Annotated in this window: 26 protein-coding genes, 1 pseudogene and 1 riboswitch; of the genes and pseudogenes, 3 read left to right on the forward strand and 24 right to left on the reverse strand. The window is 70.9% G+C overall.

All coding sequences use genetic code 11. The features are described 5' to 3' along the window. The 6 genes and pseudogenes from AB0F15_RS33795 to AB0F15_RS33820 form a co-directional block, all read right to left on the reverse strand. A pseudogene (locus AB0F15_RS33795) lies at positions 1-116 on the reverse strand (lipoyl synthase); the annotation flags it as partial. Further along, positions 113-1387 (reverse strand): serine hydroxymethyltransferase, encoded by a 1275-nt coding sequence (gene glyA / locus AB0F15_RS33800; protein WP_360279403.1) that lies wholly within the window; start codon positions 1385-1387, stop codon positions 113-115. The gene glyA and the pseudogene AB0F15_RS33795, both read right to left, overlap by 4 nt. Then, positions 1387-1764: a glycine cleavage system protein GcvH gene (gene gcvH, locus AB0F15_RS33805; RefSeq protein ID WP_360279406.1), complete on the reverse strand. Its 378-nt coding sequence runs from the start codon at positions 1762-1764 to the stop codon at positions 1387-1389. Before gcvH ends, glyA begins: the two co-directional genes overlap by 1 nt. A gap of 14 nt (positions 1765-1778) precedes the next feature. Next, the gene (gene gcvT, locus AB0F15_RS33810; RefSeq protein ID WP_360279409.1) at positions 1779-2870 is read right to left on the reverse strand and encodes a glycine cleavage system aminomethyltransferase GcvT; all 1092 of its coding nucleotides are present in this window, start codon (positions 2868-2870) and stop codon (positions 1779-1781) included. A 7-nt stretch (positions 2871-2877) separates the two neighbouring features. Continuing rightward, positions 2878-5709, reverse strand: coding sequence for an aminomethyl-transferring glycine dehydrogenase (gene gcvP, locus AB0F15_RS33815; protein WP_360279532.1), 2832 nt, complete (start codon positions 5707-5709; stop codon positions 2878-2880). Positions 5710-5753: 44 nt separating this feature from the next. After that, a riboswitch (glycine riboswitch) is annotated at positions 5754-5852 on the reverse strand. Positions 5853-5997: 145 nt separating this feature from the next. Then, positions 5998-7326 (reverse strand): helix-turn-helix transcriptional regulator, encoded by a 1329-nt coding sequence (locus AB0F15_RS33820; protein WP_360279412.1) that lies wholly within the window; start codon positions 7324-7326, stop codon positions 5998-6000. A 72-nt stretch (positions 7327-7398) separates the two neighbouring features. Here AB0F15_RS33820 and AB0F15_RS33825 point away from each other — a divergent pair, with 72 nt between their 5' ends. After that, positions 7399-7596: a hypothetical protein gene (locus AB0F15_RS33825; protein WP_360279415.1), complete on the forward strand. Its 198-nt coding sequence runs from the start codon at positions 7399-7401 to the stop codon at positions 7594-7596. Here AB0F15_RS33825 and AB0F15_RS33830 read toward each other — a convergent pair. The 4 genes from AB0F15_RS33830 to AB0F15_RS33845 are packed head-to-tail and all read right to left on the reverse strand — an operon-like array spanning position 7593 to position 11761. Continuing rightward, positions 7593-8360 carry a 3-oxoacyl-ACP reductase gene (locus tag AB0F15_RS33830; protein ID WP_360279418.1) on the reverse strand — a complete coding sequence of 256 codons (768 nt, stop codon included), beginning with the start codon at positions 8358-8360 and terminating at the stop codon, positions 7593-7595. The two genes, AB0F15_RS33825 and AB0F15_RS33830, sit on opposite strands and share 4 nt — an antisense overlap. Continuing rightward, entirely contained in the window at positions 8360-9727 is a 1368-nt protein-coding gene (locus AB0F15_RS33835) for an aldehyde dehydrogenase family protein (protein ID WP_360279421.1), read from the reverse strand. The genes AB0F15_RS33830 and AB0F15_RS33835 overlap by 1 nt, the downstream gene beginning before the upstream one ends. Next, the gene (locus AB0F15_RS33840) at positions 9724-10434 is read right to left on the reverse strand and encodes a gamma-glutamyl-gamma-aminobutyrate hydrolase family protein (protein ID WP_360279424.1); all 711 of its coding nucleotides are present in this window, start codon (positions 10432-10434) and stop codon (positions 9724-9726) included. Before AB0F15_RS33840 ends, AB0F15_RS33835 begins: the two co-directional genes overlap by 4 nt. After that, complete coding sequence (locus AB0F15_RS33845; protein WP_360279535.1) at positions 10415-11761, reverse strand: glutamine synthetase family protein; 1347 nt, start codon at positions 11759-11761, stop codon at positions 10415-10417. The genes AB0F15_RS33840 and AB0F15_RS33845 overlap by 20 nt, the downstream gene beginning before the upstream one ends. 228 nt (positions 11762-11989) lie before the next feature. Between AB0F15_RS33845 and AB0F15_RS33850 the strand changes: the two genes are divergently transcribed. Continuing rightward, a complete protein-coding gene (locus AB0F15_RS33850) occupies positions 11990-12514 on the forward strand; it encodes a general stress protein (protein WP_360279427.1) in 525 nt (174 codons plus the stop codon). Between the two features lie 157 nt (positions 12515-12671). Here the strand turns inward: AB0F15_RS33850 and AB0F15_RS33855 are convergent, their stop codons facing one another. From AB0F15_RS33855 to AB0F15_RS33865, 3 genes are all read right to left on the reverse strand, one after another. Continuing rightward, positions 12672-13634, reverse strand: coding sequence for an alpha/beta hydrolase (locus AB0F15_RS33855; protein ID WP_360279430.1), 963 nt, complete (start codon positions 13632-13634; stop codon positions 12672-12674). A gap of 78 nt (positions 13635-13712) precedes the next feature. Beyond that, positions 13713-14930: a hypothetical protein gene (locus AB0F15_RS33860; protein ID WP_360279433.1), complete on the reverse strand. Its 1218-nt coding sequence runs from the start codon at positions 14928-14930 to the stop codon at positions 13713-13715. Then, complete coding sequence (locus AB0F15_RS33865; RefSeq protein ID WP_360279435.1) at positions 14927-15250, reverse strand: PadR family transcriptional regulator; 324 nt, start codon at positions 15248-15250, stop codon at positions 14927-14929. Before AB0F15_RS33865 ends, AB0F15_RS33860 begins: the two co-directional genes overlap by 4 nt. Before the next feature lie 99 nt (positions 15251-15349). Between AB0F15_RS33865 and AB0F15_RS33870 the strand changes: the two genes are divergently transcribed. Beyond that, positions 15350-16252 (forward strand): SMP-30/gluconolactonase/LRE family protein, encoded by a 903-nt coding sequence (locus AB0F15_RS33870; RefSeq protein ID WP_360279438.1) that lies wholly within the window; start codon positions 15350-15352, stop codon positions 16250-16252. Between the two features lie 12 nt (positions 16253-16264). Here the strand turns inward: AB0F15_RS33870 and AB0F15_RS33875 are convergent, their stop codons facing one another. The 11 genes from AB0F15_RS33875 to coaD form a co-directional block, all read right to left on the reverse strand. Further along, positions 16265-17431 (reverse strand): MAB_1171c family putative transporter, encoded by a 1167-nt coding sequence (locus tag AB0F15_RS33875; protein ID WP_360279441.1) that lies wholly within the window; start codon positions 17429-17431, stop codon positions 16265-16267. Beyond that, positions 17428-17937, reverse strand: a complete 510-nt coding sequence (locus AB0F15_RS33880; protein WP_360279444.1) for a hypothetical protein — start codon at positions 17935-17937, stop codon at positions 17428-17430. The genes AB0F15_RS33875 and AB0F15_RS33880 overlap by 4 nt, the downstream gene beginning before the upstream one ends. 214 nt (positions 17938-18151) lie before the next feature. Next, positions 18152-18586, reverse strand: coding sequence for an XRE family transcriptional regulator (locus AB0F15_RS33885; RefSeq protein ID WP_360279447.1), 435 nt, complete (start codon positions 18584-18586; stop codon positions 18152-18154). A 58-nt stretch (positions 18587-18644) separates the two neighbouring features. Next, the gene (gene mutM, locus AB0F15_RS33890) at positions 18645-19502 is read right to left on the reverse strand and encodes a bifunctional DNA-formamidopyrimidine glycosylase/DNA-(apurinic or apyrimidinic site) lyase (protein WP_360279450.1); all 858 of its coding nucleotides are present in this window, start codon (positions 19500-19502) and stop codon (positions 18645-18647) included. Positions 19503-19589: 87 nt separating this feature from the next. Further along, on the reverse strand, positions 19590-20945 hold the full coding sequence (locus AB0F15_RS33895) for a polysaccharide lyase 6 family protein (RefSeq protein WP_360279453.1): 1356 nt from the start codon (positions 20943-20945) through the stop codon (positions 19590-19592). A gap of 87 nt (positions 20946-21032) precedes the next feature. Beyond that, positions 21033-21782, reverse strand: a complete 750-nt coding sequence (gene rnc / locus AB0F15_RS33900) for a ribonuclease III (protein WP_360279456.1) — start codon at positions 21780-21782, stop codon at positions 21033-21035. A 13-nt stretch (positions 21783-21795) separates the two neighbouring features. Further along, positions 21796-21978, reverse strand: coding sequence for a 50S ribosomal protein L32 (gene rpmF, locus AB0F15_RS33905; protein ID WP_013223689.1), 183 nt, complete (start codon positions 21976-21978; stop codon positions 21796-21798). A 69-nt stretch (positions 21979-22047) separates the two neighbouring features. Continuing rightward, positions 22048-22650, reverse strand: coding sequence for a YceD family protein (locus AB0F15_RS33910; protein ID WP_360279459.1), 603 nt, complete (start codon positions 22648-22650; stop codon positions 22048-22050). A gap of 84 nt (positions 22651-22734) precedes the next feature. Then, positions 22735-23463 carry a DivIVA domain-containing protein gene (locus AB0F15_RS33915; RefSeq protein ID WP_360279462.1) on the reverse strand — a complete coding sequence of 243 codons (729 nt, stop codon included), beginning with the start codon at positions 23461-23463 and terminating at the stop codon, positions 22735-22737. A gap of 120 nt (positions 23464-23583) precedes the next feature. Beyond that, entirely contained in the window at positions 23584-24282 is a 699-nt protein-coding gene (locus AB0F15_RS33920) for a ribonuclease domain-containing protein (RefSeq protein ID WP_360279465.1), read from the reverse strand. A 132-nt stretch (positions 24283-24414) separates the two neighbouring features. Beyond that, positions 24415-24900, reverse strand: a complete 486-nt coding sequence (coaD, locus tag AB0F15_RS33925; RefSeq protein ID WP_360279467.1) for a pantetheine-phosphate adenylyltransferase — start codon at positions 24898-24900, stop codon at positions 24415-24417. Between the last annotated feature and the right edge of the window lie 17 nt (positions 24901-24917).

Consider the following 24917-nt stretch of genomic DNA (forward strand, 5'->3'; position numbering starts at 1 on the left):
TCCGGACCCATCCGCACCCGCGTCTTGATCCACGGCGGCTTCTTCTCGATCGGCGTCTCACTGTTGCGAACCTCGAGACGCAGCAGCTTCCGGCCCTCGGGCTGGGCGGCGCTCATCGGGACAGGTCCGCGTACAGCGGGTGCTTCTTGGCCAGCGTCTCGACGCGGTCGCGGAGCTTGGCCCGCACAGCGTCGTCGAAGTCCGGCTTGAGCGCCTCGGCGATGACGTCGGCGACCTCGGCGAAGTCGTCCGCGCCGAAGCCGCGGGTGGCCAGCGCCGGCGTGCCGATCCGCAGGCCGGAGGTGATCATCGGCGGGCGCGGGTCGAACGGGACGGCGTTGCGGTTGACCGTGATGCCGACTTCGTGCAGCCGGTCCTCGGCCTGCTGACCGTCCAAGGCGGACTGGACCAGGTCGACCAGCACCAGGTGGACGTCGGTGCCGCCGGTCAGCACGCGCACCCCGGCGGACGCGCAGTCCTCCTGCGAGAGCCGCGACGCGAGGATCCGCGAGCCTTCGAGGGTGCGCTGCTGCCGCTCGCGGAACTCGTCGCTCGCGGCGATCTTCAGCGCGACGGCCTTGGCCGCGATGACGTGTTCGAGGGGCCCGCCCTGCTGGCCGGGGAACACCGCGGAGTTGATCTTCTTCGCCAGCTCCTCGCGGCAGAGGATGAGCCCGCCGCGCGGGCCGCCGAGGGTCTTGTGCGTGGTCGTGGTGACGATGTCGGCGTGCGGCACCGGCGACGGGTGCAGCCCGGCCGCGACCAGCCCGGCGAAGTGCGCCATGTCCACCATCAGCCGCGCCTCGACGAGATCGGCAATGCGGCGGAACTCGGCGAAGTCGAGCTGCCGCGGGTAGGCGGACCAGCCGGCGATGATGAGCTTCGGCTTGTGCTCGACGGCCAGGCGCTCGATCTCGGCGAGATCGACGATGCCGGTCTCCTTGTCGACGTGGTAGGCGACGACGTTGTACAGCTTGCCCGAGAAGTTGATCTTCATCCCGTGCGTCAGGTGGCCGCCGTGGGCCAGGTCGAGGCCGAGGATCGTGTCGCCCGGCTTGAGCACGGCGACCATCGCGGCGGCGTTGGCCTGCGCGCCGGAGTGCGGCTGGACGTTGGCGTGCTCGGCGCCGAACAGGGCCTTCGCCCGGTCGATCGCGAGCTGCTCGACGACGTCGACGTGCTCGCAGCCGCCGTAGTAGCGGCGGCCCGGGTAACCCTCGGCGTACTTGTTGGTCAGCACCGAACCCTGCGCCTCGAGCACGCCCACCGGGGCGAAGTTCTCGGAGGCGATCATCTCCAGGGTGGACTGCTGGCGGTTCAGTTCGTCGGCGACGGCCGCGGCGACCTCGGGGTCGACTTCGGACAGGTGCTGGTCGAACGTCGTCATCAGTTCTCCTGGGTGAGCTGGGCGTACGCGGCGGCGTCGAGCAGGTCGGGCACGTCGCCGGTCAGACGCACCTTCAGGAGCCATCCTTCGGTGTACGGGTCGGAGTTGATGACCTCGGGGGTGTCCGATGTGGTGCCGTTCACCTCGACGACCTCGCCGGAGACCGGCGCGTACAGCTCGCTGACCGACTTGGTCGACTCGACCTCGCCGAACACCTCGCCGGCGGTGATCGCCGAACCCGCCTCGGGCAGCTGGACGAACACGATGTCACCGAGCGACTCGGCGGCGAAGGCGGTGATGCCGACGGTGGCGACACCGTCGGAGACGCTCAGCCACTCGTGTTCCTTGGTGTACTGCAGGTTCTCGGGGATGCTCACGGTTCAGCAGATCCTTACGCGCGGGAGTAGAAGGGCAGGGCGACGACCTCGACGGGCTCGATCCTGCCCCGGATGTCGACGGAGAGCTCGGTGCCGGGCTCGGCGTACGCCCGATCGACGTACGCCATGGCGATCGGGTAACCGAGCGTCGGCGACAGCGCGCCGCTGGTGACCTCGCCGATCCCGGTACCGTCGGCCAGCACCGCGTAGCCGTGCCGCGGCGCACGACGACCAGCGCCGCGCAAGCCGACCCGCACGCGCGGGACGTCCGCATCCGCACGGCGTTCCAATGCCGCGCGGCCGACGAAGTCGCCCGGCTTCTCGAACTTGACGACGCGGCCGAGCCCGGCTTCGAAGGGGCTCTGTTCGACGGTGAGCTCGTTGCCGTAGAGCGGCATCCCGGCTTCCAGCCGCAGCGTGTCGCGGCAGGCGAGACCCGCCGGGACCAGGCCGTGCGGCTCGCCGGCCTCCAGCAGCAGCCGCCAGACCGCGGGGGCCTCGTCCGCGTTCACGAACAGCTCGAAGCCGTCCTCGCCGGTGTAGCCGGTGCGGGCGAGCAGGACCTCGTGGCCCTTCACGACCGCCGGGACGCCGGCGTAGTACTTGAGCGACGTCAGGTCCGCGTCGGTGACGGCCCCGATGATCGCCGCGGCCTCCGGGCCCTGGACCGCGATCAGCGCGGTCGTCTCCGACCGGTCGTCGACCTTCGCGTCGAAGCCCGCGACCCGCTCGGCGAGGGCGTCCGCGACGACCTGCGCGTTGCCGGCGTTCGCCACGACCAGGTAGTGCTCGTCGGCCAGCCGGTAGACGACCAGGTCGTCCAGCACGCCACCCTCGGCGTTGCAGATCATCGTGTACCGCGCGCGGCCCGGCTTGACGCCGGTGAGGTTGCCGACCAGCGCGAAGTCCAGGACGTCCGCCGCCTGCTTGCCGGTGACGTGGATTTCGGCCATGTGCGAGAGGTCGAACAGCCCGGCCGCCTCGCGGACGGCCTTGTGCTCGGCCAGTTCGCTGGCGTAGCGGACCGGCATCGACCAGCCGGCGAAGTCGGTGAACAGCGCACCGAGTCCCTTGTGGACTCCGTGCAGGGAGGTCTCTTTCGACACGACAGGATCAGCCTTCGTAAGCGTTGAGGGGCGGGCACGAGCACACGAGGTTACGGTCGCCGCGGGCGCCGTCGATGCGACGCACCGGCGGCCAGTACTTGTTCTTCCGCGAAACACCCGCCGGGTACACGGCCAGCTCACGGTCGTAGCGCTTGTCCCACGCCCCGACCAGCGTCTCCGCGGTGTGCGGTGCCCCACGCAACGGCGACTCCTCCGCGCTCCACTTACCGTTCGCGACCTCGTCGATCTCGGCGCGGATGGCGATCATCGCGGCGCAGAACCGGTCGATCTCGCCGAGGTCCTCCGACTCGGTCGGCTCGACCATCAGCGTCCCGGCGACCGGGAACGACATCGTCGGCGCGTGGAAGCCGTAGTCGATGAGCCGCTTAGCGACGTCGTCGACCGTCACACCGGTCTCCTTGGTGATCTGCCGCAGGTCGAGGATGCACTCGTGCGCGACCAGGCCGTCCTGGCCCGTGTAGAGCACCGGGTAGTGCGGCGCCAGCCGCGAAGCGACGTAATTGGCGGCCAGCACGGCGACCTTCGTGGCCGTGGTCAGGCCGGGCGCACCCATCATCCGGACGTAGGCCCAGGAGATCGGCAGGATCGACGCCGAGCCGTATGGCGCGCCGCTGATCGGGCCGACGCCCGTCTCGGGACCGGCCTGCGCCAGCAGCGGGTGGTTGGGCAGGTACGGCGCGAGGTGCGCGCGCACCGCCACCGGGCCGACGCCGGGGCCGCCGCCGCCGTGCGGGATGCAGAACGTCTTGTGCAGGTTCAGGTGCGAGACGTCGCCGCCGAACTCACCCGGCTTGGCCAGGCCGAGCAGGGCGTTGAGGTTCGCGCCGTCGACGTACACCTGGCCGCCGCCGTCGTGGACGATCTTCGCCAGCTCGTCGATGCCGTGCTCGTACACCCCGTGCGTGGACGGGTAGGTGACCATGATCGCGGCGAGCGCGTCCCGGTGGGCGTCCACCTTGGACCGCAGGTCGGCCAGGTCGACGTTGCCCTCGTCGGTGCACTTGACGACGACCACGCGCATCCCGGCGAGCACCGCGGACGCGGCGTTGGTGCCGTGCGCGGACGACGGGATCAGGCAGACGTCACGGCCCTCGTCGCCGTTGGCCCGGTGGTAGGCGCGGATCGCGAGGAGGCCGGCGAGCTCGCCCTGGCTGCCCGCGTTCGGCTGCAGCGACACCTGGTCGTAGCCGGTCACCTCGGCCAGCCACTGCGCGAGCTGCGCCACCAGGACGTGGTAGCCCTCGGCGTCCTCCGCCGGCGCGAACGGGTGGATGCCGGCGAACTCGCGCCAGCTGATCGGCTCCATCTCGGTGGTGGCGTTGAGCTTCATCGTGCAGGAGCCGAGCGGGATCATGCCGCGGTCGAGCGCGTAGTCCAGGTCGGACAGCCGGCGCAGGTAGCGCAGCATCGCCGTCTCGGAGCGGTGGGTGCCGAAGACCTCGTGGCCCATGAAGCCGCTCTCGCGCGCCAGCCCGTTCGGCAGCGCGACGCCGTCGTGCACCTCCGCCTCGACGCCGAACGCGCGGAGAACCTGAGCGGTGATCGCGGGGGTGCTGACCTCGTCGAAGGCGACGCGGACGTGGTCGGCGTCGATGTGGCCGAGGTTGATCCCGGCTTCGCGGGCGGCGGCGTGGACCGCGGCGGCCCGGCCGGGGACGCGCACGACGACGGTGTCGAAGAACGACTCGTGCACCACCTCGGCGCCGCCCTGACGCACGGCGTCCGCGAAGCCCGCGGCCAGGCCGTGGACGCGCCGGGCGATCTTCTTCAGGCCGTCGGGACCGTGGTAGACCGCGTACATCGCGGCCAGCACGGCCGGGAGGACCTGCGCGGTGCAGATGTTCGACGTCGCCTTCTCACGACGGATGTGCTGCTCACGGGTCTGCAGCGCGAGCCGGTACGCCGAGTTGCCGTCGGCGTCGACCGAGACACCCACCAGCCGCCCGGGCAGCGAACGCTCGAGGCCGGAGCGGACCGACAGGTACCCGGCGTGCGGACCGCCGTAGCCGAGCGGGACGCCGAAGCGCTGCGTCGACCCGGCGGCGACGTCGGCGCCGAACTCGCCGGGGGCGGCGATCAGCGTCAGCGCGAGCAGGTCGGCGGCGACGGTGAACAGCGCGCCCGCGGCCTTCGCCGACTCCGAAATCGCCTGGTAGAAGCCGTGGCCGCGCAGCACGCCGGACGCGCCGGGGTACTGGACGACGACGCCGAAGAACTCGTCCGGCAGGCCGGTCAGCAGGTCGCGGACCTCGACCTCGATGCCGAGGGCCTCGACCCGGGTCCGCACGACGGCGATCGTCTGCGGCAGGCACTCGGCGTCCAGCACGACCTTGTTCGACTTCGACTTGGACGAGCGGCGCATCAGCGTGACGGCCTCGGCGACGGCGGTCGACTCGTCCAGCAGGGACGCGTTCGCGGTGGCCAGGCCGGTCAGGTCGGCGACCATCGTCTGGAAGTTGAGCAGCGCCTCGAGGCGGCCCTGCGAGATCTCCGGCTGGTACGGCGTGTACGCGGTGTACCAGGCCGGGTTCTCCAGGACGTTCCGGCGGATCACCCCGGGGGTGACGGTGTCGGAGTAGCCCAGCCCGATCATCTGCGTCATCGGCCGGTTGCGCGCGGCGAGGGCACGCAGCTCCGCGGTGGCTTCCTCTTCGGACGCGGCAGGCGGGAGGTCGAGGTCGCGGGTCGCCTGGATGGCACTCGGCACGGCCGCCCCGACCAGGGCGTCCAGGCTGCCGTAGCCGCACTCGGCCAGCATCTTCGCGCGTTCGGCCTCGGACGGGCCGATGTGGCGGGCGTCGAACTGCGTAGACGTGATGGGGAGCTCCTCGGGCCGGGCACCGGACAGAACGGTGCGCTGGGAACTCCCCCTCTGTCATGGCACCTGAGAGTTTCACCGTGTGTGACACGGCTTTCACCTTGGGTGAGGCGCGGGTGCGCCTGCTTTCCAGAGTGGCCTCGCGCGAAGCGGTAGCAGGTACCTGAGAGATTCCGGGGAGTTTGCTCCTTCGGTGCCCCACCGACTTCGTGAGGGCTCTCCCGCCTCGGCTCGACGGCCCGATCTGCAGTTGTTGCGGCCACCGTACCTGCCGGGTTCGAGGTCCGTCTACTTCTCCCGAGCAACGCCACACCGGTCCTCGACCGGCGCTCGACCGGCGATCCGGCGGACCACCCGGCCCGCCAGCGCGGGCGGCCGCCGGACCCGGCCCGACGAGAGGACGAGGCGTTTGAGCGGGCCGCCGAGCGGCACCGGGGGCAGGCCCGCGGTCAGCAGCACCTGCTCGACGATCTGCTCGGCGAACCACGCCACCGAATCGTTGAGCCGGTCGAGCGAGGGGCGGTCGCCGTCGAAGACGTCCTCGTCGGCCAGCGTCACCTCGAAGTACGCGCAGCCCGGCGGGACCGAGACGGCTTCCTCGATCGCCCGCGCTCCCGCCAGGGGATCCGCGAACCCCGCTTCGAGCAGCGGGGCACGGTAGATACGCGCGGCCCGCGCGCGCATGCGGGGGCCGTAGCGGACCACCACCGGGAGCCGTCCGGTCAGGTCGGGCACGGCGAGGCCGTGCAGCAGCATGATCGGCGGCACCGAGTGCACCAGCCGCGGCGCGGGCCCGGCCAGCTCGCGGGCGGTGATCCGGACCCGGTCGGCCATCGTGTCGGGGAGGCCGAAGTAGCGGAAGTCGACGTTGCCGAACCCGAGACCGTCGGCGACCAGCGACGCCAGCAGCTCGCCGTAACCCCAGATCGGCGACAGCACGACCACCGGCGGCGCGGTGACGACCGGTGACGGCGCGGGCGGCCGCGTCGCCTCCTGCTCCGGCACCTGGATCACCAACCGGGGCGGCTCGTGCCAGTCGTGCACCTCGGCGACCCGCCAGTAGAGACCCAGCGGCCGCCACAGCTCCCCGAGGATCTCGTGCTCGATGATGCGGCGCACCTCGGCGTCGTCGTGGGGGAAGTCCCGCGGCGGCACGATCCCGACGTAGTGGTGGTAGGTGACGCGGACTTCGTCGCCGCGGGTGGCGGAGCGGATCCGCATCTCCCAGTCGATCGGCGACGCCGCGATGGCGTTGGCCACCTGCGTGCCGGGCGAGGAGTAGACGAGCGCGGTCGCCTGCCGGAGGAACTGCCCGGCCCGGTCGATGCCTTCCCTCAGCGCCTTCGCCGCCTGCGCGACGCGCACCGGGGAAGCGAGCGAGTCGGGCAGGACGCCGGCGACGCGCAGCAGCTCGGCTTCCCCGAGCCCGGTGACCTCGGCGAGCTGCGCCCAGTGGTCGAAGACGGTCACCTTCGGCGCGTGCCGGTGCTCGATCCAGCTGCGCAGCGTCGACGTCGGGACGCCGATGCGCCGCGCGGCCTCGTCCAGGGAAAGGCCCCGGGAACGGATCCCGGCCCGGACCGCTTCCGCCCACTCGTCGGCGCGCCAGTGCGTCACCTCACAAAGCTAACGAAACCGGCTAGCTTTGCGCAGGGACGAATCGCCCACCCGGCATCGACGCTGGTCACCATGACCACCACCATCGTCGCCCTGACCCTGATCGTCGGCGTGCTGACCTTCGCCGCCGGCGCCTTCCTCTCCTCCGAGATCGCCACCCGGATCCTGCGGCGCCGGGAAAAGGAGATCTCCGAAGAGCGCAAGAAGCTCAACGCCGCCTGGAGCTACCTGCGGGAGGTCTACGGCGTCAAGAAACCGACCAGGCGTTAGATCGGGGTGACGTACGCGCCGGAGATGCCGCCGTCGACCAGGAACTGCGACGCCGTGATGAAACTGGCGTCGTCGCTGGCCAGGAACGCGACGGCGGCCGCGATCTCCGACGGCTCGGCGAACCGGCCGACGGGCACGTGGACCAGGCGCCGCGCCGCGCGTTCCGGGTCCTTCGCGAACAGCTCCTTGAGCAACGGGGTGTTCACCGGCCCGGGGCACAGCGCGTTGACGCGGATGTTCTCCCGCGCGAACTGGATGCCCAGCTCGCGGCTCATCGCCAGCACGCCGCCCTTGGACGCGGTGTAGGAGATCTGCGACGTCGCCGCGCCCATCACCGCCACGAACGACGCCGTGTTGACGATCGAACCGCGACCCTGCCGCTGCATGTGCGGCAGCACCGCCTTGCAGCACAGGTACACCGACGTCAGGTTGACCCGCTGGACCTTCTCCCACGCCTCGATGCCGGTGGTGAGGATGGAGTCGTCCTCCGGCGGTGAGATGCCGGCGTTGTTGAAGGCGACGTCGACCGAGCCGAACTGCTCCACCGTGCTGTGGAACAGGTTCTCGACCTGCTCGGCGTCGGTGACGTCGGTCTGGATGAACGCGCCGCCGATCTCGTCGGCGGCCGCCTTGCCCTCGGCCGGCGTGAGGTCCGCGATGACGACCTTCGCGCCTTCGCTCGCCAGGCGGCGGGCCGAGGCGAGCCCGATGCCGCTCGCGCCGCCGGTGATGACCGCGACGCGGCCTTCGAAACGCTGGACCATTACTCCTCCGTGCTCAGAAAGACGTTCTTGGTTTCGGTGAACGCCGCCGCGGCGTCCGGGCCCAGCTCGCGGCCGAGACCGGACTGCTTGAAGCCGCCGAACGGCGTCCAGTAGCGCACCGACGAGTGCGAGTTCACCGAGAGGTTGCCGGCTTCGACGCCGCGGGCGACCCGGAACGCCCGGCCGGCGTCGCGGGTCCAGATCGACCCGGACAGGCCGTAGTCGGTCGTGTTGGCCATCCGGATCGCGTCGGCCTCCTGCTCGAACGGCACGACGGCGACGACCGGGCCGAAGACCTCCTCCGCCGCGACCGGGTGGTGCAGGTCCGGCGGGGTGACGACGGTCGGCGGGAACCAGAAGCCGGGGCCCGCGGGCGCGGTGCCGCGGATCGCGACGGGCGCGTCGCCGGGCACGTAGGAAGCGACCTTCTCCCGGTGCGCGGCCGAGATCAGCGGGCCCATCTCGGTCTTCTCGTCGCCGGGGTCGCCGACGACGACGCCGTGCACCGCGGGCTCGAGCAGCTCCATGAAGCGGTCGTACGCGCTCGCCTGCACCAGGATCAGCGACCGCGCGCAGCAGTCCTGGCCGGCGTTGTCGAAGACGCCGTAGGGTGCGGTCGCCGCGGCCTTCTCCAGGTCGGAGTCGGCGAAGACGATGTTGGCGTTCTTGCCGCCGAGCTCCAGCGTCACGCGCTTCACCTGCGCCGCGCAGCCCGCCATGATCTGCTTGCCGACCTCGGTCGAGCCGGTGAAGACGACCTTCCGCACGGCCGGGTGGTCGACGAACCGCTGCCCGACCACGGACCCCTTGCCGGGCAGCACCTGGAAGACGTCCTCGGGGATGCCCGCCTCGCGGGCCAGCTCGCCCAGCCGGATCGCGGTCAGCGGCGTCAGCTCGGCGGGCTTGAGGACGACGGTGTTCCCCGCGGCGAGCGCGGGCGCGAACCCCCAGCCGGCGATCGGCATCGGGAAGTTCCACGGCACGATCACGCCGACCACGCCCAGGGGCTCCTGGAAGGTGACGTTGATCCCGCCCGGCACCGGGATCTGCTGGCCGATCAGGCGTTCCGGCGCGGCGGAGTAGTAGTTCAGCACGTCACGGACGTTGCCCGCTTCCCAGCGGGCGTTGCCGATGGTGTGCCCGGAGTTCTCGACCTCGAGCCGCGCGAGGTGCTCGAGGTCGGCCTCGACGGCGTCGGCGAAGCGGCGCAGCAGCCGCGCCCGGTCGCCGGGGGCGACGTCACGCCACGCCGGGAACGCCGCGTGGGCGCGGGCGATCGCCGCGTCGGTCTCCTCGGCGCTGGTCAGCGGGACGCTCCGCACCACCTCCTCGGTGGCGGGGTTCAGGACGTCGAAACTGGTGGTCATGCCCTCTCCTTGCTCGCGTCGACGAGAGCCTGGAACAGCCGGACGTCGTCGCTGTCCTGCTCGGGGTGCCACTGGACGCCCAGGGTGAACTCGCCGGGCACTTCCGCGGCCTCGATCGTGCCGTCGGCGGCCCAGCCGACCGGTTCCAGGCCGGTGCCGAGCCGGTCGATGGCCTGGTGGTGGTAGCAGCGGGCCTTCGTCTCCCGCCCCAGGATCGCCGCCGCCCGGCTGCCGTTCTCGAGCAGGACCGTGCTGGTCCCGAACGTCGCGGGGGCAGGCTGGTGCTCGGTGGTGCCCGCACTCTCGGGCAGGTGCTGGACCAGGGTGCCGCCGAGGGCGACGCTCATCACCTGCAGGCCGCGGCACACGCCGAGGACCGGTTTGCCCGCCGTGCGCGCCGCTTCGAACAGGCCGAACTCGAACGCGTCCCGCTCCGGCCGGACGTAGGTCGCCGGGTGCGGCTCGTGGCCGTAGCGCGCGGGTTCGACGTCGGCGCCGCCGGTGAGCACCAGCCCGTCCACAGTGGACACCAGCCGGTCGTACGCGTCGGATACCGGCGGCAGCACCACCGGGATACCACCGGCCGCGACGACGCAGTCGACGTAGACCCGGTGCAGCAGCACGGCTTCGGTGTCCCAGGCCAGGAACTTCGCGGGTTCCAGGTAGGACGTCAGCCCGATGACGGGCTTAAAGGCGCTCGAAGCCACGGACGAGCTCCCAGTCGGTGACGGCCGCGTTGCAGGCGTCGATTTCGATCTTCGCCGCGTTCAGGTAGTGGTCGACGACGTCGTCGCCGAAGGCCGCGCGCGCCAGTGCGCTGCCGTCCAGGGCCGCGGCGGCCGCGGGCAGGGTGGTCGGCACGGTGTCCCGGCCGGAGTTGTAGGCGTTGCCGGTGAACGGCTCCTCCAGCTCCAACTCGTTCTCGATGCCGTGGAGCCCGGCGGCGACGAGCGCGGCGACGGCGAGGTAAGGGTTGACGTCGCCGCCCGGCACCCGGTTCTCCACCCGCAGCGACTCGCCGTGCCCGACGACGCGCAGGGCGCAGGTCCGGTTGTCGGTCCCCCACGCGATCGCGGTCGGCGCGAAGCTGCCGGGCACGAACCGCTTGTAGGAGTTGATGTTCGGCGCGAGGAAGTACGTCAGCTCGTGCAGCGCGGCGAGCTGGCCCGCGAGGAAGTGTTCCATCAGCTTCGAGAAGCCGTGCTCGCTGTCGCCCGGCAGCACGGCACGGCCCTCGGTCGAGCGCAGGCTGATGTGGATGTGGCAGGAGTTGCCCTCGCGTTCGTTGTACTTCGCCATGAAGGTGAGGCTCTTGCCCTCCTGCGCGGCGATCTCCTTGGCACCGTTCTTGTAGACGCTGTGGTTGTCGCACGTCGAGAGCGCGTCGGTGTAGCGGAAGGCGATCTCCTGCTGACCGGGGTTGCACTCGCCCTTGGCGGACTCCGGGTAGAGCCCGGCGCCGGCCATGTCGTTGCGGATGCGGCGCAGCAGCGGCTCCAGCCGCGCGGTGCCGAGCATCGAGTAGTCGACGTTGTACTGGTTGGCGGGCTTGAGACCGTGGTAGCGCTTGTCCCAGGCGGCCTCGTAGGTGTCGTCGAAGACGATGAACTCGAGCTCGGTGCCGACGAAGGCGGCGAGGCCCCGCTCGGTGAGCCGGTCGAGCTGGCGGCGCAGGATCTGGCGCGGCGACACCGACACCGGCCCGCCCTGCACGCGCTCGACGTCGGCCAGCACCAGCGCGGTGCCCTCCTGCCACGGGACCTCGCGCAGGGTTTCGAGGTCGGGGCGCAGCACGAAGTCGCCGTACCCGCTGTCCCAGGAGGAGAGGGCGTACCCGTCGACGGTGTTCATGTCGACGTCCACGGCCAGGAGGTAGTTGCAGGCCTCGGTGGCGTGGCCGACGACCTCGTCCAGGAAGTACTCGGCCGAGCAGCGCTTGCCCTGCAGCCTGCCCTGCATGTCGGTGAGCGCGACGAGCACCGTGTCGATCGTGCCCGCGTCCACGCGCGCCCGGAGTTCGTCGAGCGTGAGCATGCCTCGCCTGCGTGCCATCGTCGCCCCAAAGGTTTGGTATGAATCCTTTGCCGGTCCTTCCTACCCGGTGACCGGGTCGGGGTCAACCCGAGAAAAGGTATTTTCTTGAACCATTGAGCTCATGGTTGGATTGTCCGGGTTGCCCGGCTGAGAAGAGTCTGTGAATTCGCTCGTGCGGGAGGAAACCGCGACGCCCGGACGTTGGACAGGGCAAGAGAGGTGAGATCGATGACCACAGCATTCACGCAGCAGAGCACGATCGGACAGCAGCAGGCCCGGCCCCAGCTGCCGACCCTGCCCACCGGCTGGCCGATCGGTTCGTACGAGTCCTACGAGCAGGCACAGCGGGCGGTCGACCACCTCGCGGGCACCGACTTCCCGGTCACCGACGTCACGATCGTGGGTGTCGAGCCGATGCTCGTCGAGCGGATCGCGGGCAAGATGTCGTGGGGCAAGGTCCTGGGCAGCGCGGCGACGTCCGGCGCGATGTTCGGCCTGTTCCTCGGTCTGATGCTCAGCCTGCTCAACCCCGGCGCCGGCATGGTCCCGATCGTGATCGGCCTCGTCGCCGGTCTCGGGTTCAACGTGCTCTTCGGCGCGCTGGGCTACGCGGTGAACCGGAACAAGCGCGGGTTCGTCTCGCAGAGCCAGCTGGTGGCCCGCCGCTACGACGTCCTGTCCCAGCCGCGCAACGCGGAGAAGGGCCGAGCGCTGCTGGCGGACCTGGCGGCGCGCAGCGCGTTCGGCCACTGACCCACGGACCGTCGAAGGCCGCCCCGGATCCGCCGTTTCCGGAGGCGGCCTTCGCCGTGCCCGGGGGTAGCGCGGCAGCGCCCGGTGCTGTGGACAGCCCGGACGGAGCGCGCCGGCACTGTCGGTGCCCGCCGGTAGCGTGGAAAACGGGGGCTGCTCAGGTGCCCGAGGACACCGCCGGCACGTCCGGGAGCCCCGCCGGCTCGGGAGCTTCCGCCGGACGCCCCGCGCGCAGGAGCTCCCCCCACTGCGCCCGGTCGTACCGCGCCGGCGGCGTCTCGGCCAGGAACTCCCGCAGGATCTCCAGGAACCGCTCCGGATCCGACCGGTGCGGGAAGTGGCCCGCGCCCTCGAAGAGGACCAGCCTGCTGCCCGGCATCGCCCGGTGGGCGCGCAGCGCGTGGCCGCTCGGCACCACCCGGTCCTCCGTGCCCCACACCAGCAGCGTCGGGATGCCGTCGGTCAGGTAGCACCGGTCCAGCATGTTGACCACCTGCCCGCGCCAGTCGACGACCGAGCGCAGCGTCCGCAGGAACGCCGAGCGCGTGCCCGGCTCGACCAGCCGCGCGTACCGGGTCAGCACGTAGTCGAGGTCCGCGTCGTCGAAGACCCGCAGCAGCCCGGCGAACCCGCGCAGCGCCGCGACCGCGGGCGGCGTCCCCAGCAGCGGCAGCACCAGCCCCGCCCCCGGCGCCGCGGCCAGGCGCAGCAGCGGGTGGACACCCGCCCCGACCCCACCCGAGCCGACCAGCACGAGCCGTTCGCACCGTTCCGGGAACTGGTAGGCGAACTGCATCGCGACGCCGCCGCCGAGCGAGTGCCCGACCACCGTCACCCGGTCGACGTCCAGGGTGGTCAGCAGGTCGCGCATGCCGCACGCGTAGGCCGCCACCGAGTAGTCCGCGCGCGGTTTGGCCGAGGAGCCGTGGCCGAGCAGGTCGGGGGCGATCACCGTGAAGTCGGCCGACAGCGACGCCAGCAGGTCCAGCCAGGTCGACGAGTCGTCGCCGATGCCGTGCAGGAAGAGCAGGGCCGGCCCGCGCCCGGCCATCCGGTAGGCGCGCTCGTACCCGTGGACGACCCGGGTGCGCGGGGCGAAAGTGTCCGTGGGTGGCGTCACCCGCCCAGCTCAGCACGCCCGCGTTCACCCGGCGTTTCGGGCGCGTTCGGAACGGGTGAACACGCCGGGAGCGGCCCCCTACCTGGTCGGCGTCGCCGCGGTCGGCGGGCTGGTGGTCGTGGCCGACGGGGTGGCCGCCACGGTCACCTTGGGGATCGCGGCGCTGAACGGGACGCCCGCGATCTCGCGACAGGCGCCGCGGTACCCGTTGTAGCCGTTGTAGTTGCCCTGGTCGTCGGTGACGCCCTGCTCGATCTTCGGCCGGGGGAACCGGTTGTCCTCGCCGATCTTCCGCGTGCCGCCGGTCGAGTACTCGCAGGCGTAGCGGGTCAGCGTGATCGGCCTGCCCTCTTCGTCGTAGAGGTAGACCTCCGTCAGCGGCTTGCCGTCGGCGTCGAAGGCGTAGACGTTCTCGACCTCGCGGCCGCCGTAGGTCAGCTGGTCGTTGCCGTAGTGATCGGCCGACGACGAGTAGTACGGCGATGAACCCGAGGGCGAACTCCCGCGGGCGAAGAGGTCCATCACGGCGCCGAACCCGCCCAGTGCGCCGCCGATGACGAACGCCGAAACCGGCACGGCCACCCACAGCAGCCGCCGGTCGGCCCCCACTCGCGGGCCCGCCCACAAGCCCCCGGCGGCCGCGAGGATCAGGAACGGCAGCAGCAGCACCGCATCCCGGTGCCGCAGCATGAACAGCAGCCCGAACGCGAGCAGCGCGACGGCGCACAGCACCCACCACGCCGGCTTGAGCGAACGGAGGTAGCGCAGGACCTTGCCGGTGTCCTCCTGCTCGCGCCCCTTGGCCATCGTGGTGCGCAGCCACCCCACTTCCGGCAGCGCCAGCACCGGCTCGACTCCGCCGCGCAGGAGCAGCACCAGGCTGACGAGGAAGACCGGGGCGAACAGCAGCAGGCCGATGAGCACGTCGGGGTCGACGGTGACGGCGGCGCCGAACGCGAGCAGCGCCAGGGCCAGCGCGCAGAGCACCAGGCCCCAGAACGCGATCCGCGGCTTCACCAGGCTGGGCGCGGCCGTCGGCGCGACCACCTGGGTGGCGCCCTCCCCCGGCGCCGGGTACCCACCGGAGGCGCGCAGCTCGGCGGCGTAGCTCTCGGGCGAGCCGAGCCGTTCGATCAGGGCCTCGACACGCGCCCCCTCCCCCAGCTCGGCCTCGAGTTCCACCAGGTGCGGGCGAACGTCCTCGAGGATCTCTTCGATCTCGCCGTCGGGCAGGTCGGCGAGCGCGGTGCGGACCCGCGCCAGGTACACCCGCACGGCGGTCGGCTTGTCGCTCATGCTGCCTCTCCCAAAAGCACGTTCATCGTCGATGCGAAGCTCTGCCAGGTCTTGCCCGACTCCGCCAGCCGGGCCCAGCCCGGCTCGTTCAGGCTGTAGTACTTGCGGTGGGGCCCCTCTTCGCTGGGCACCACGTACGAGGTCAGCAGCCCGGCCTTGTACAGCCTGCGCAACGTCCCGTACACCGACGCATCCCCCACCTCGTCCAGGCCGGCGGCCCGGAGCCTTCTCAGGACGTCGTACCCGTAGCCGTCTTCCTCGCGAAGCACCGCGAGGACGGCGAGATCGAGCACGCCCTTCAGCAGCTGACTGATCTCCACTGCACCTCCAGTCCTACGCTTCGAAAGGTACCACGCATTGCACAGTAGTACGCACGGCGGTGGTCCATGCTGAAGACAGGATTTACCCAGGGGTGAGAGATGGATCTGGTCAAGACGGACTTCCAGGCGCTCGACGAGCGGTTCGCGCGCGTGAACGGCGACGAGTGGATGCAGCGCCTGCACACCGGCTGCCGCTGGACGGAGGGCCCGGCGTACTTCCCGGCGGGCCGCTACCTGGTGTTCAGCGACATCCCGAACGACCGCACGCTGCGCTGGGACGAGACGACCGGGCAGGTCGGCGTGTTCCGGCAGCCGTCCCGGTACGCGAACGGGCACACGGTGGACCGCCGGGGGCGGCTGATCAGCTGCGAACAAGGTCCACGCCGGGTGACGCGCACCGAACACGACGGCTCGATCACGGTGCTGGCCTCGGAGTACCGGGGAAAGCGGCTGAACAGCCCGAACGACGTCGTCGAGCACTCGGACGGGTCCATCTGGTTCACCGACCCGAGTTACGGCATCGACAGTGACTACGAGGGGTACCGCGCGGAGAGCGAAATCGGGGGCTGCCACGTGTACCGCGCCGCACCGGACGGCTCGGTGACGATCGTCGCCGACGACTTTTCGCGGCCGAACGGGCTGGCGTTCTCGGCGGACGAATCGCGGCTGTACATCGCCGACACCCGCCAGGAACCGAGCCACCTCCGGGTGTTCGAGGTGGGCGAGAACGGCACGCTGACGGGCGGCGACGTCTTCGCGACGAGCGACAGCGGCGGTTTCGACGGCGTCCGGGTGGACAGCGAAGGCCAGGTGTGGGCCGCGGCCCACGACGGCTTGCACTGCTTCGCGGCGGACGGGACGCGGATCGGCAAGCTGCGGATGCCGGAGATCTGCTCGAACTTCACCTTCGGCGGGGCGCGGGGGAACGAACTGTTCATCACCGCGTCGAGTTCGCTGTACACGGTGCGGGTCACCGTGAACGGAGCCCGCTACCCGCGCTGAAGCTCCCGTCCGCTACCCGGACACCATCGCCACCAGCGCGTCGCTGCGGCGCCAGGCCCGGCTCACCTGGATCAGCCAGGCCGCCTCGGCGGCGACGTCCGCGGCCGAATCCGGTTCCGCTTCGTGGCCGGGGGTCCGGTCGAAGCGCCTTCCCGTGCGGCTTGCCTCGATCGCCGCCGCCAGGGTCACCGCTTCCACGGTGGCCGCCACCTCGGCTTCGCGGACTCCCGCGCGCTGCGCAGCCGCCTCCGCGCGGGCCGGGAGGTCCGGGTCGAAGTGGGCTCGCAGAGCCAGGTGGCCGTCGCGGATTTCGATGACCCGGCGGTACAGCGCGAACTCGGCGCCGCCCGCCAGCCGGCGGCCCGGGTCGAGCGCGATGCCCGGAACCGCGGTGCGCAGCGCCGTCCACAGCGGCTCGATCCGGCGGTAGGCGCGGTACGCGCGGAGCCGGCCGAGCACCGACGAAACCGCCGGCGACCACGCGCTGAGCGTCGCGCCGGCGGTGACGAAACCGATCGTCACCGCGGCGAGCACCGACGACGGCAGGTCCTCGCGGGCGCCGATCCGCGCCGTCCGTGCGAGCTGCACGACGTCGCCGACGTCCCAGAAGGTCCACGCGGCCGCCGAGCCGACGCCGGCGACCAGCAGCCACAGCCCGGTGCGCAGCGGCCCCGGCTCCGCGTGCCACGCGCTGCGCACGAACACCGCGAACAGGAGGCCGAAGCTGACCAAGCCGTAGAGCAGGAACAGGACCTTGTCGCCGAGCGCGAACGGCAGCGTGGCGGAGGAGAACACCGTCTCGGCGCCGGTGCGCCGCGGCTCGGACAGGGCGAAACACCCGCCGAGCAGCACCATCGTCGCCGCGGTGAACCACGCGTGCGGGGCAGGCCGCGCGCCTTCGCCCCGCCACACCGACTGCGTGAAGGCGACCGCGAAACCGATCGCGGCCAGCCTCAGCTCGTCGCCGGCCAGTGTCACGACCCACTCGACCACCGGGCCCGGGCCGAGCAGGGCCTCCATCGCCGGAGTCAGCACCAGGATGCCCGTGGCGATGCAGATGCCGAAGCCGGCGAGGAACCACATCGTGCGCACCGGCTGGCTGTGGCGCGCCTCGATCAGCTTGTACCCGAACCCGGCGAAGCCGGCCACGCACAGGTAGTAGGTGAGGGTTTCGATCACGGCGTCCGGCGGCGGGACCGGCCGCCGAACAGGGAATCGAAGCGCCGCACGCCGTCCGGGACGCCGGGTGCGGGTTCGCGCGGCTCCGCGCGCCGGACGACCCGCTGGGCGAGCAGGCTCGCGACGAGTTCGGCTTCGCGCTCCTCGATCTCCGAGTAGGTGGTGCGCCCGAGCACGCGCCGGACCAGCTCGGGTGAGAGGTTCGGCATCAGCTGCCGGCCGGCCGCGGCGTCGATGGCCACCCCGTCGGCCCCGGCGTCGTGGCCGACGTGGCCGCACAGCAGGTGCCCGACCTCGTGCAGCAGGATGTGCCGCCGGTGCAGGGCGGTCGTGTTGGTCGGGTAGAGGATGTAGTCGGCGCGTTCGGTGCTCATCAGCAACCCGCACGGCGCGCCTTCGGGCGCGCTGACCGGCATCAGCTCGATGGGGCGGCCGCGCTCGGCGGCCAGCCCCGCGACGAAGTCTTCGGCGTCGAACGGTTCCGGCAGGCTGACGGCGTCGGCCACCTGACGGGCACGCCGCCAGAGTGAGCGGGCGGGTCGCCGCCGCAAGGATGGTCGCGCCACTGTCAGGTCTCCCTCGCCCCGCCCGGCCGTACGGTTCCAGCCGGATCAACGCGGCAGGGCCGTTATGGTTGCGCAGCTGGAAAAAATCGGGCGGCGAACGTGGTTCCCGCGGACGAACCGGAAGCCCGGCCGGGCCTGCGCGGCCACCGCCACCTCAGCTCTCCTTCTTCGCGGCGGCGCGACCGGCCTCCCTCCGGGCGATCGCGTCGATCATGTCGCTGATCGTGTCCAGCCCGTCCGACGACAACGTCACCGCGCGCAACGCCAGGTCCCGGACCCCCGCGTCGCGCAGGGCACCGAGCAGGGCCAGTTCTTCGGCGATCTTCCTGCTCTGCTCGTCGTCGAAGAAGTACGCCGGCGGTACCCCGAAGAACTGGGCGAGTGCTTCGAGGTGCCGCTTGGTCGGGTTGTCGCGGCGGCCCGTGCGCAGCTGCCACAAGTACGTCGTCGAAAAGCTCTCGCCGGTGGCCGCGCGGCACGCCTTGGCGACCTCTTCGTTGCTGTACGGCTCCCGATCGGGCCTGCGGACCACGTGGAACAGCCGGTCGATCTTCTCGGCCAGCGTCGACTTTCCGGGCTCGTTGACCACGATGCACTCCCTCAGCTACCAGGCGTATTCATCCTAGCTGAAAGGCGAACACCATTTATCAACCCGAGTTCGCCCTCGGCCGGGGCTGGCACCTCGGGCACGAAAACGACGAGCGGTTCATGAACGGCTCCCGCCGGATCGCCGTACCGCACCGGTGACAGGGCATCCCCTCCTGGCCGTACGCGTCCAGTGACCGGTCGAAGTACCCGGACTGCCCGTTGACGTTGACGTACAGCGCGTCGAACGAAGTGCCCCCCGCGCCCAGCGCGGCGTCCATCACGTCCGACGCCGCCGACAGCAGCTCCCGGCCCTTCGCCAGGGTCAGCTTCTCCGTGGGCCGCGACCAGTGCAGCCGCGCGCGCCACAAAGCTTCGTCCGCGTAGATGTTGCCGATGCCCGAGACCAGCGTCTGGTCCAGCAGCGCCCGTTTGACCTCCGTGCGCCGTGACCGCAACGCGCGCACGGCCGCGTCGAGGTCGAACTCCGGGTCCATCGGGTCACGCGCGATGTGCGCGATCGTGTCCGGGAGCAGCACGTCGTTGAGGTCGTCGAGCGCCAGGCCGCCGAACGTCCGCTGGTCGACGAAGCGCAGCTCCGGCCCGTCGTCGTCGAAGCGCAGCCGCACCCGTAGGTGCTTCTCGTCCGGCGTGCCCTCGGGCTGGACCAGCATCTGGCCGCTCATGCCCAGGTGGGCCAGCAGCGCCTCCTTGTCGGACAGCTCCAGCCACAGGTACTTGCCGCGGCGCCGCGCCGCCTCGACGCGGGTGCCGGCGAGCCGCTGCGTGAAGTCCTCCGCGCCCAGGGCGTGCCGGCGGATGGCGCGCGGGTGCAGGACCTCCGCCTCGCGGATGGTCCGCCCCGCGACGTGCACCTGCAGGCCCAGCCGGACGACTTCGACCTCGGGAAGTTCGGGCATACGGCCATTGTGCCCGCCGGGTACGACACTTTTTGAACGGCACTGTTCGCAACGGCACTGTTCGCAACGGCGCCGCCGGAACGGTCCCTACGGCGCGGTGGGGCCGACGTCCGCCTTCGTCAGCGGAACCCGGGTCGTCCCGGTGGCGAAGTACTCGTCGGCGCCGACGTCGAAGGTGCCCGTGCGGGCCTGCTGGTCGAAGTCCTTCGCCGCGTACGGGTACGACCCCGCACCCGTGTTGATCGCGGGGCTGCCCGAAGCCAGCCGGGAGAGCCCGGCGGCGTCCTTGACCAGCTTCGGGTCGACGTTGCGCGACGCGATCCCCGCCGTCCCACCGAAGGTGATGTTGCCTTCGTACTTGACCGTCGACCCGCTGGGCAGCGTGACGAGCGTGCCGGAAGTCCCCTTGACGATGTTGTCCGCGACCACGCAGTCCTTCGGCTTGAAGTCGCCGCCGTCGCCGTCGATCACCGACGAACTGCCCAGCACCGTGTTGTACGCGACCGTCACACGGTCCGGGCGGTCGTGGAGCTTGCTCGTCGGACCGCTGTCGGCCTCGTCGCCGGAGCCGAACACGATCGCCCGGCCGCCGGTGTTGGCGACGTAGTTGTTCACGATCTTGTGGTCGTTGCCGTGGAACCGGATGCCGGAGCCGAAGAGCACATTGCCCTCGACCGTGCTGCGGTTGCCGTGGCGCAGCACGATGTAGCCCTTGCTGTCGCGAATCGTGTTGTAGCGCACCACGTTGTCGGACGACTTGACGGAGATCGCCTCGATGTCGCCGTCGGCCTTCTCGAAGAGGTTGTTCTCGACGACCGCGTGCGCGGAGTAGGACTGGTGGTTGCTCAGCCCCAGCCGGACCGACTCGCCGCCGTTCCCGCCGGAGAACTGGTGGTTGAAGAAGTAGTTGTGGTGCACGTGGACGTTCTGCGCCATGGCGTCGGACGGCCCGAGGATCTGCAGGAACACGCCCTGGGTGGTGCGGTTCTGGAAGACGTTGCGGTCGACCTCGGTGTCATCGCCGTTCACCGTGACCCAGTTGCCGTCGCTCGTGAGCTGGAAGTCGTTGCGCGACAAGCGGTTGTGCGACGCCCCGGCGGGAACGCTCAACGAAGCGCCGTTGCGGAACTTGAAGCCCCGCAGCACGACGTTCGAGACGCCGCCGGCGAAGGAGAACGTCTTCGAGCCGGTGATGGTGGCCTTGCCGACGTGCTCGGCCGTGATCGTCACCGGCGCGGACGCCGTGCCGGACCGCTTGATCGAGAGCGTCGAACTCGCCGCGTACGAGCCGTCGGCGAGGGCGATCGTGTCACCAGGCTGCGCCTTGTCCAGCGCGGACTGGAGTGCGGACAGCGAAGTGACCCGGGTCTGCGCGGCCGACGCCGCGGGCCCGGGCACGACGACGAGTGCCGCTGTGATCAGGGGAACGAAGAACAGACGCATCCGCCAAACTCCTCAGTGAGCACCGGGCGGCGGATGTCCACACGCTACTGAGCGGTTCGGGAAAACGTCAACAGAGGTTCCCGGTGATCAGGACTCCGAGCTGTCCTTCTTCTCGGCTTCGAGCTCGGCGGAAAGCGAGCGCCAGGCCGTCTCCGCGGCCTTCTGCTCGGCTTCCTTCTTCGTCGAGCCGGTGCCACCACCCAGGGCACGGCCCGCGACGAGCACCGTGGCCGTGAACTCCTTGCGGTGGTCCGGACCGGTGTCCTCGACCCGGTACTCGGGCACGCCGAGACCGGCCGACGCGGTCAGCTCCTGCAGGCTCGTCTTCCAGTCGAGCCCGGCCCCGCGCAGCGGCGCTTCGGCGAGCAGACCGTCGAAGAGGTGGTGCACGAGCTTGCGCGCGATCTCGATGCCGTGCGCGAGGTAGACGGCACCGATCACCGCCTCCAGCCCGTCGGCGAGGATGCTCGCTTTGTCCCGGCCGCCGGTGAGCTCTTCGCCCTTGCCGAGCAGCAGGTGCGCCCCGAGCCCGCCCTCGCCGAGCCCGCGCGCCACCCGCGCCAGTGCGTGCATGTTGACGACGCTGGCGCGGAGCTTCGCGAGCTGGCCTTCGGGCAGGTCGGGATGCGTGGTGTACAGGTGATCGGTGACGACGAGGCTGAGCACGGCGTCACCGAGGAACTCCAGCCGCTCGTTCGGCGGCAGCCCCCCGTTTTCGTACGCGTACGAACGGTGGGTCAGCGAAAGCCGGAGCGACTCGGGGTCGAGAACGACCCCGAGCGCTTCGAGCAACGGCGCCGGATCGGCTGCGTGTCCCCCGGGCGTCTTGCCCCCCATATCGGCTACCCGATCAGGCGGGCTCGACGACCTGGCGGCCGTTGTGCTGGCCGCACGACGGGCACGCGATGTGCTGGAGCTTCGGCTGCTTGCAGGCGCGGTTGGAGCAGGGCACCAGCTGCACCGGAGCCGCCTTCCACTGGCTGCGGCGGGAGCGCGTGTTGGATCGCGACATCTTCCGCTTCGGGACGGCCACGAGTAGATCTCCTTATGACGGTCTGCTCGCGGTGCGAGCGAACTTTCCTCCGGAACGAGCTGGCGCTCGTCAGGCTTGCTCAGCGGGGCCCGGCGCAGGCTTTTCGCCCGCATTCTCGTCGAAGCGCTCGACCAGTGCGGCCCACCGAGGGTCTATCTTCTCATGCCCGTGTCCGGGCTCGAGATCGGCCCACTTGACGCCGCACCCGATGCACAGCCCGGCGCAGTCCTCGGTGCACAGCGGCGCCAGCGGCAGGGCCAGCACCACGGCGTCGCGCACGGTGGGCTCGATATCGATCCGGTCGTCGATCAGCCGGGGGATCTCGTCCTCGTCCGTGGTCTCCTCGGTGACCGACCCCGGGTAGGCGAACAGCTCCTGGACCTCGACCTCGACCTCCTCGGTCAGCGGGTCGAGACAGCGGGCGCACACGCCGTGGGCGGTCGCCTTCGCGGTGCCGCTGACCAGCACCCCTTCGACGACGGACTCGAGCAGGAGGTCGAGCCGGAGCTCGGAGCCGGCGTCGATGGTGATCACATCGGGGACGCCGAGCGGCGTCTCCACCGGCACGCTGCGCTGGACGGCGCGGCTGAGGCCGGCGTGACGGCCGAGCTCACGGGTGTCGATCACCCACGGGCTGCGGTCGTCGAGCTGGGGGGTCTTGTTCTCGGACATCCTGTCCAGGGTACGCACTGGTCGCCACCCCTTTTGAGCTGGTCCCTCCAGAGCGCCCCGACGGCGAAGCGGACGAGAAGCTCGTCACACCTGGTAGTCGTAGAGGGTCGGGCGGCCGCCCGAGCTCGGCAGGTTCGCCGGGGAACGCAGGTGGTTGCGGCCCGAGTCGACCGTGCGGAGCGTCGTCGCCAGCAGCTCCGAGAACTCCGCCAGCTTGCCGTCGACGTAGGCGTCGCAGTCCGCGCGCTGGCGGTCGGCCTCGGCGTGGGCCTCGTCGACGATGCGGGCCGACTCGGCGTGCGCGGCCTGGACGACCTCGGTCTGCGCGACCAGCCGGGCCTGCTCGGCGCGGCCGTCCTCGATGGCGCGTTCGTAGGCGTCGCGGCCGGCCTGGATCATGCGCTCGGACTCGGCGCGCGAGCGGTCGGTGAGGTTCTGGTACTCGGCCTGGCCGGCCGCCACCGTGCGGTCGGCCTGGTCGTGCGCGTCGGCGAGCAACTGCTCCGCGCGGGCCCGCACGTCGGCGAGGATGCGCTCGGCTTCGTCGGTCGCGTCGGCGATCGCGCGCTCGGCCTCGGCGTTCGCGCCGGCGACCGTCTCCCCCGCCTCCTTGCGGGCGGCGTGGATCAGGTCGTCGCGCTTGTCGAGGACGTCCTGGGCGTCGTCGATCTCCGCGGGCAGTGCGTCGCGAACGTCGTCGAGGAGTTCGAGCACGTCTCCCCGGGGCACGACGCAGCTGGCCGTCATCGGGACGCCGCGCGCCTCCTCGACGATGGTCACGAGCTCGTCGAGCGCCTCGAAAACCCGGTACACGGCAACTCCAATCCCCTGTCGCTGTGTCCAGTCTGCCCGCATCGGGCGCCGAAGCGGTGAAGGCGCACGGCACCGGGCGTGTCCCCGTTCGGCGGACCCGCCCGGCCGTCGTCGCGAAGATCAGGAGGAAACGTCGATCCGCTTGAAGGTGACGTAGCGGTCGGGGGTGTACGCCAGCTCGCCCGCCTTGCCGGAGATCACCCGGTCGTTCGTGCCGACGGCGAAGAGCTTGTAGTAGCCGGACGCGCAGGCCGGGAGCACGCCTTCGCGGTTCTCGTAGGTGGTGCCGGTGGCCGCGCCGCTGCGGACGCTGTCCACGACGGTCTTCGCCGCCGGCGAGAGCTGGGAGTAGCCGATCTTCGCCAGGCCCGACAGGTCACCGCAGGCGTGCGTCGAGCCGCCGCCGACGTCGATGACCTTGAAGGTGGCGTAGTGGTCGCCGGTGTAGAAGTACTCGCCGCCGCTGCCGGTGATGATCCGGCGCGTGCCGCGGGTGCTCGCGCCCGGCGTGGGCACCGTGTACTCGTGGTAGTAACCCGACGCGCAGGCCGGGAGGACGCCTTCCCGGTTGTCGAAGACGACGCCGTCGTTCTTCGGGTACGGGAACGGCCCGCCCTTCTGGATCAGGTTGTACGTCGTCGTCGCTTCGGCCGGCAGCGCCGCGAGCGTCGTGTGCGAGAAGCCGGACAGGTTCCCGCAGGAGTTCTGCGCGGCGACGGCGGGGGACGCCGGCACCGCTTCGGCGGCGGTGATGCCGGCGAACAGCGTGGCCAGGAGCGCGAACAGGACGGCAGCCAGGCGCGATCGGTAGTTGGTCATTTTCGGACCGTAACCCGATGGGATGATCGTCAGGAGACGACGACGTGAACTCCGGCACCGGCGAGCCCAAGTCCCGACGAACGGAGGGGGCCGAACGACGGGAACCGGACACCCGGTGTCCCCTGTGGAGGGTCAGTGCCCGAGCTTCGGGAACTTCTCCGAGAGGCGCTCGTAGACGATCGGCGGCACGAGGTGCTCGATGTCGCCGCCGAGCGCCGAGATCTCCTTGACGAGCGAGCTCGACACGAACCCGTACGCCGGGTTGTTCGCCATCAGCAACGTCTCGACGCCGGTGAGCTCGCGGTTCATCTGCGCCATCTGCAGCTCGTAGTCGAAGTCGCTGACCGACCGCAGGCCCTTGACGATCGCCGCGATGTCGTTCTCGCGGCAGTAGTCGACCAGCAGGCCTTCCCACGAGCCGACCCGGATGTTCGGCAGCTTCGCGGTGATCTCGCGCAGCATCTCCAGGCGCTCTTCGATCTCGAAGAGGCCCTTCTTGCTCTTGTTCACCCCCACCGCGACGACGACCTCGTCGAACAGCCCGCTGGCCCGCTCGATGATGTCGAGGTGCCCGTTGGTGGCCGGATCGTAGGAGCCGGGACAGACCGCACGCCGCATGGCGCGGACGCTACCGT

Source organism: Amycolatopsis sp. NPDC026612 (assembly GCF_040638285.1).
Lineage (GTDB): Bacteria > Actinomycetota > Actinomycetes > Mycobacteriales > Pseudonocardiaceae > Amycolatopsis.

Bases quoted from the DNA above. Each gene is read 5' to 3' on its own strand.
- AB0F15_RS33850 (WP_360279427.1), top strand. From the start codon at position 11,990: ATGACCACAGCATTCACGCAGCAGAGCACGATCGGACAGCAGCAGGCC.
- coaD (WP_360279467.1), bottom strand. From the start codon at position 24,900: ATGCGGCGTGCGGTCTGTCCCGGCTCCTACGATCCGGCCACCAACGGG.
- glyA (WP_360279403.1), bottom strand. From the start codon at position 1,387: ATGACGACGTTCGACCAGCACCTGTCCGAAGTCGACCCCGAGGTCGCC.
- AB0F15_RS33920 (WP_360279465.1), bottom strand. From the start codon at position 24,282: ATGACCAACTACCGATCGCGCCTGGCTGCCGTCCTGTTCGCGCTCCTG.
- AB0F15_RS33830 (WP_360279418.1), bottom strand. From the start codon at position 8,360: ATGGTCCAGCGTTTCGAAGGCCGCGTCGCGGTCATCACCGGCGGCGCG.
- AB0F15_RS33910 (WP_360279459.1), bottom strand. From the start codon at position 22,650: ATGTCCGAGAACAAGACCCCCCAGCTCGACGACCGCAGCCCGTGGGTG.
- AB0F15_RS33835 (WP_360279421.1), bottom strand. From the start codon at position 9,727: ATGACCACCAGTTTCGACGTCCTGAACCCCGCCACCGAGGAGGTGGTG.
- rnc (WP_360279456.1), bottom strand. From the start codon at position 21,782: ATGGGGGGCAAGACGCCCGGGGGACACGCAGCCGATCCGGCGCCGTTG.
- AB0F15_RS33825 (WP_360279415.1), top strand. From the start codon at position 7,399: ATGACCACCACCATCGTCGCCCTGACCCTGATCGTCGGCGTGCTGACC.
- AB0F15_RS33870 (WP_360279438.1), top strand. From the start codon at position 15,350: ATGGATCTGGTCAAGACGGACTTCCAGGCGCTCGACGAGCGGTTCGCG.
- AB0F15_RS33895 (WP_360279453.1), bottom strand. From the start codon at position 20,945: ATGCGTCTGTTCTTCGTTCCCCTGATCACAGCGGCACTCGTCGTCGTG.
- mutM (WP_360279450.1), bottom strand. From the start codon at position 19,502: ATGCCCGAACTTCCCGAGGTCGAAGTCGTCCGGCTGGGCCTGCAGGTG.
- AB0F15_RS33860 (WP_360279433.1), bottom strand. From the start codon at position 14,930: ATGAGCGACAAGCCGACCGCCGTGCGGGTGTACCTGGCGCGGGTCCGC.
- AB0F15_RS33845 (WP_360279535.1), bottom strand. From the start codon at position 11,761: ATGCTCACGCTCGACGAACTCCGGGCGCGCGTGGACGCGGGCACGATC.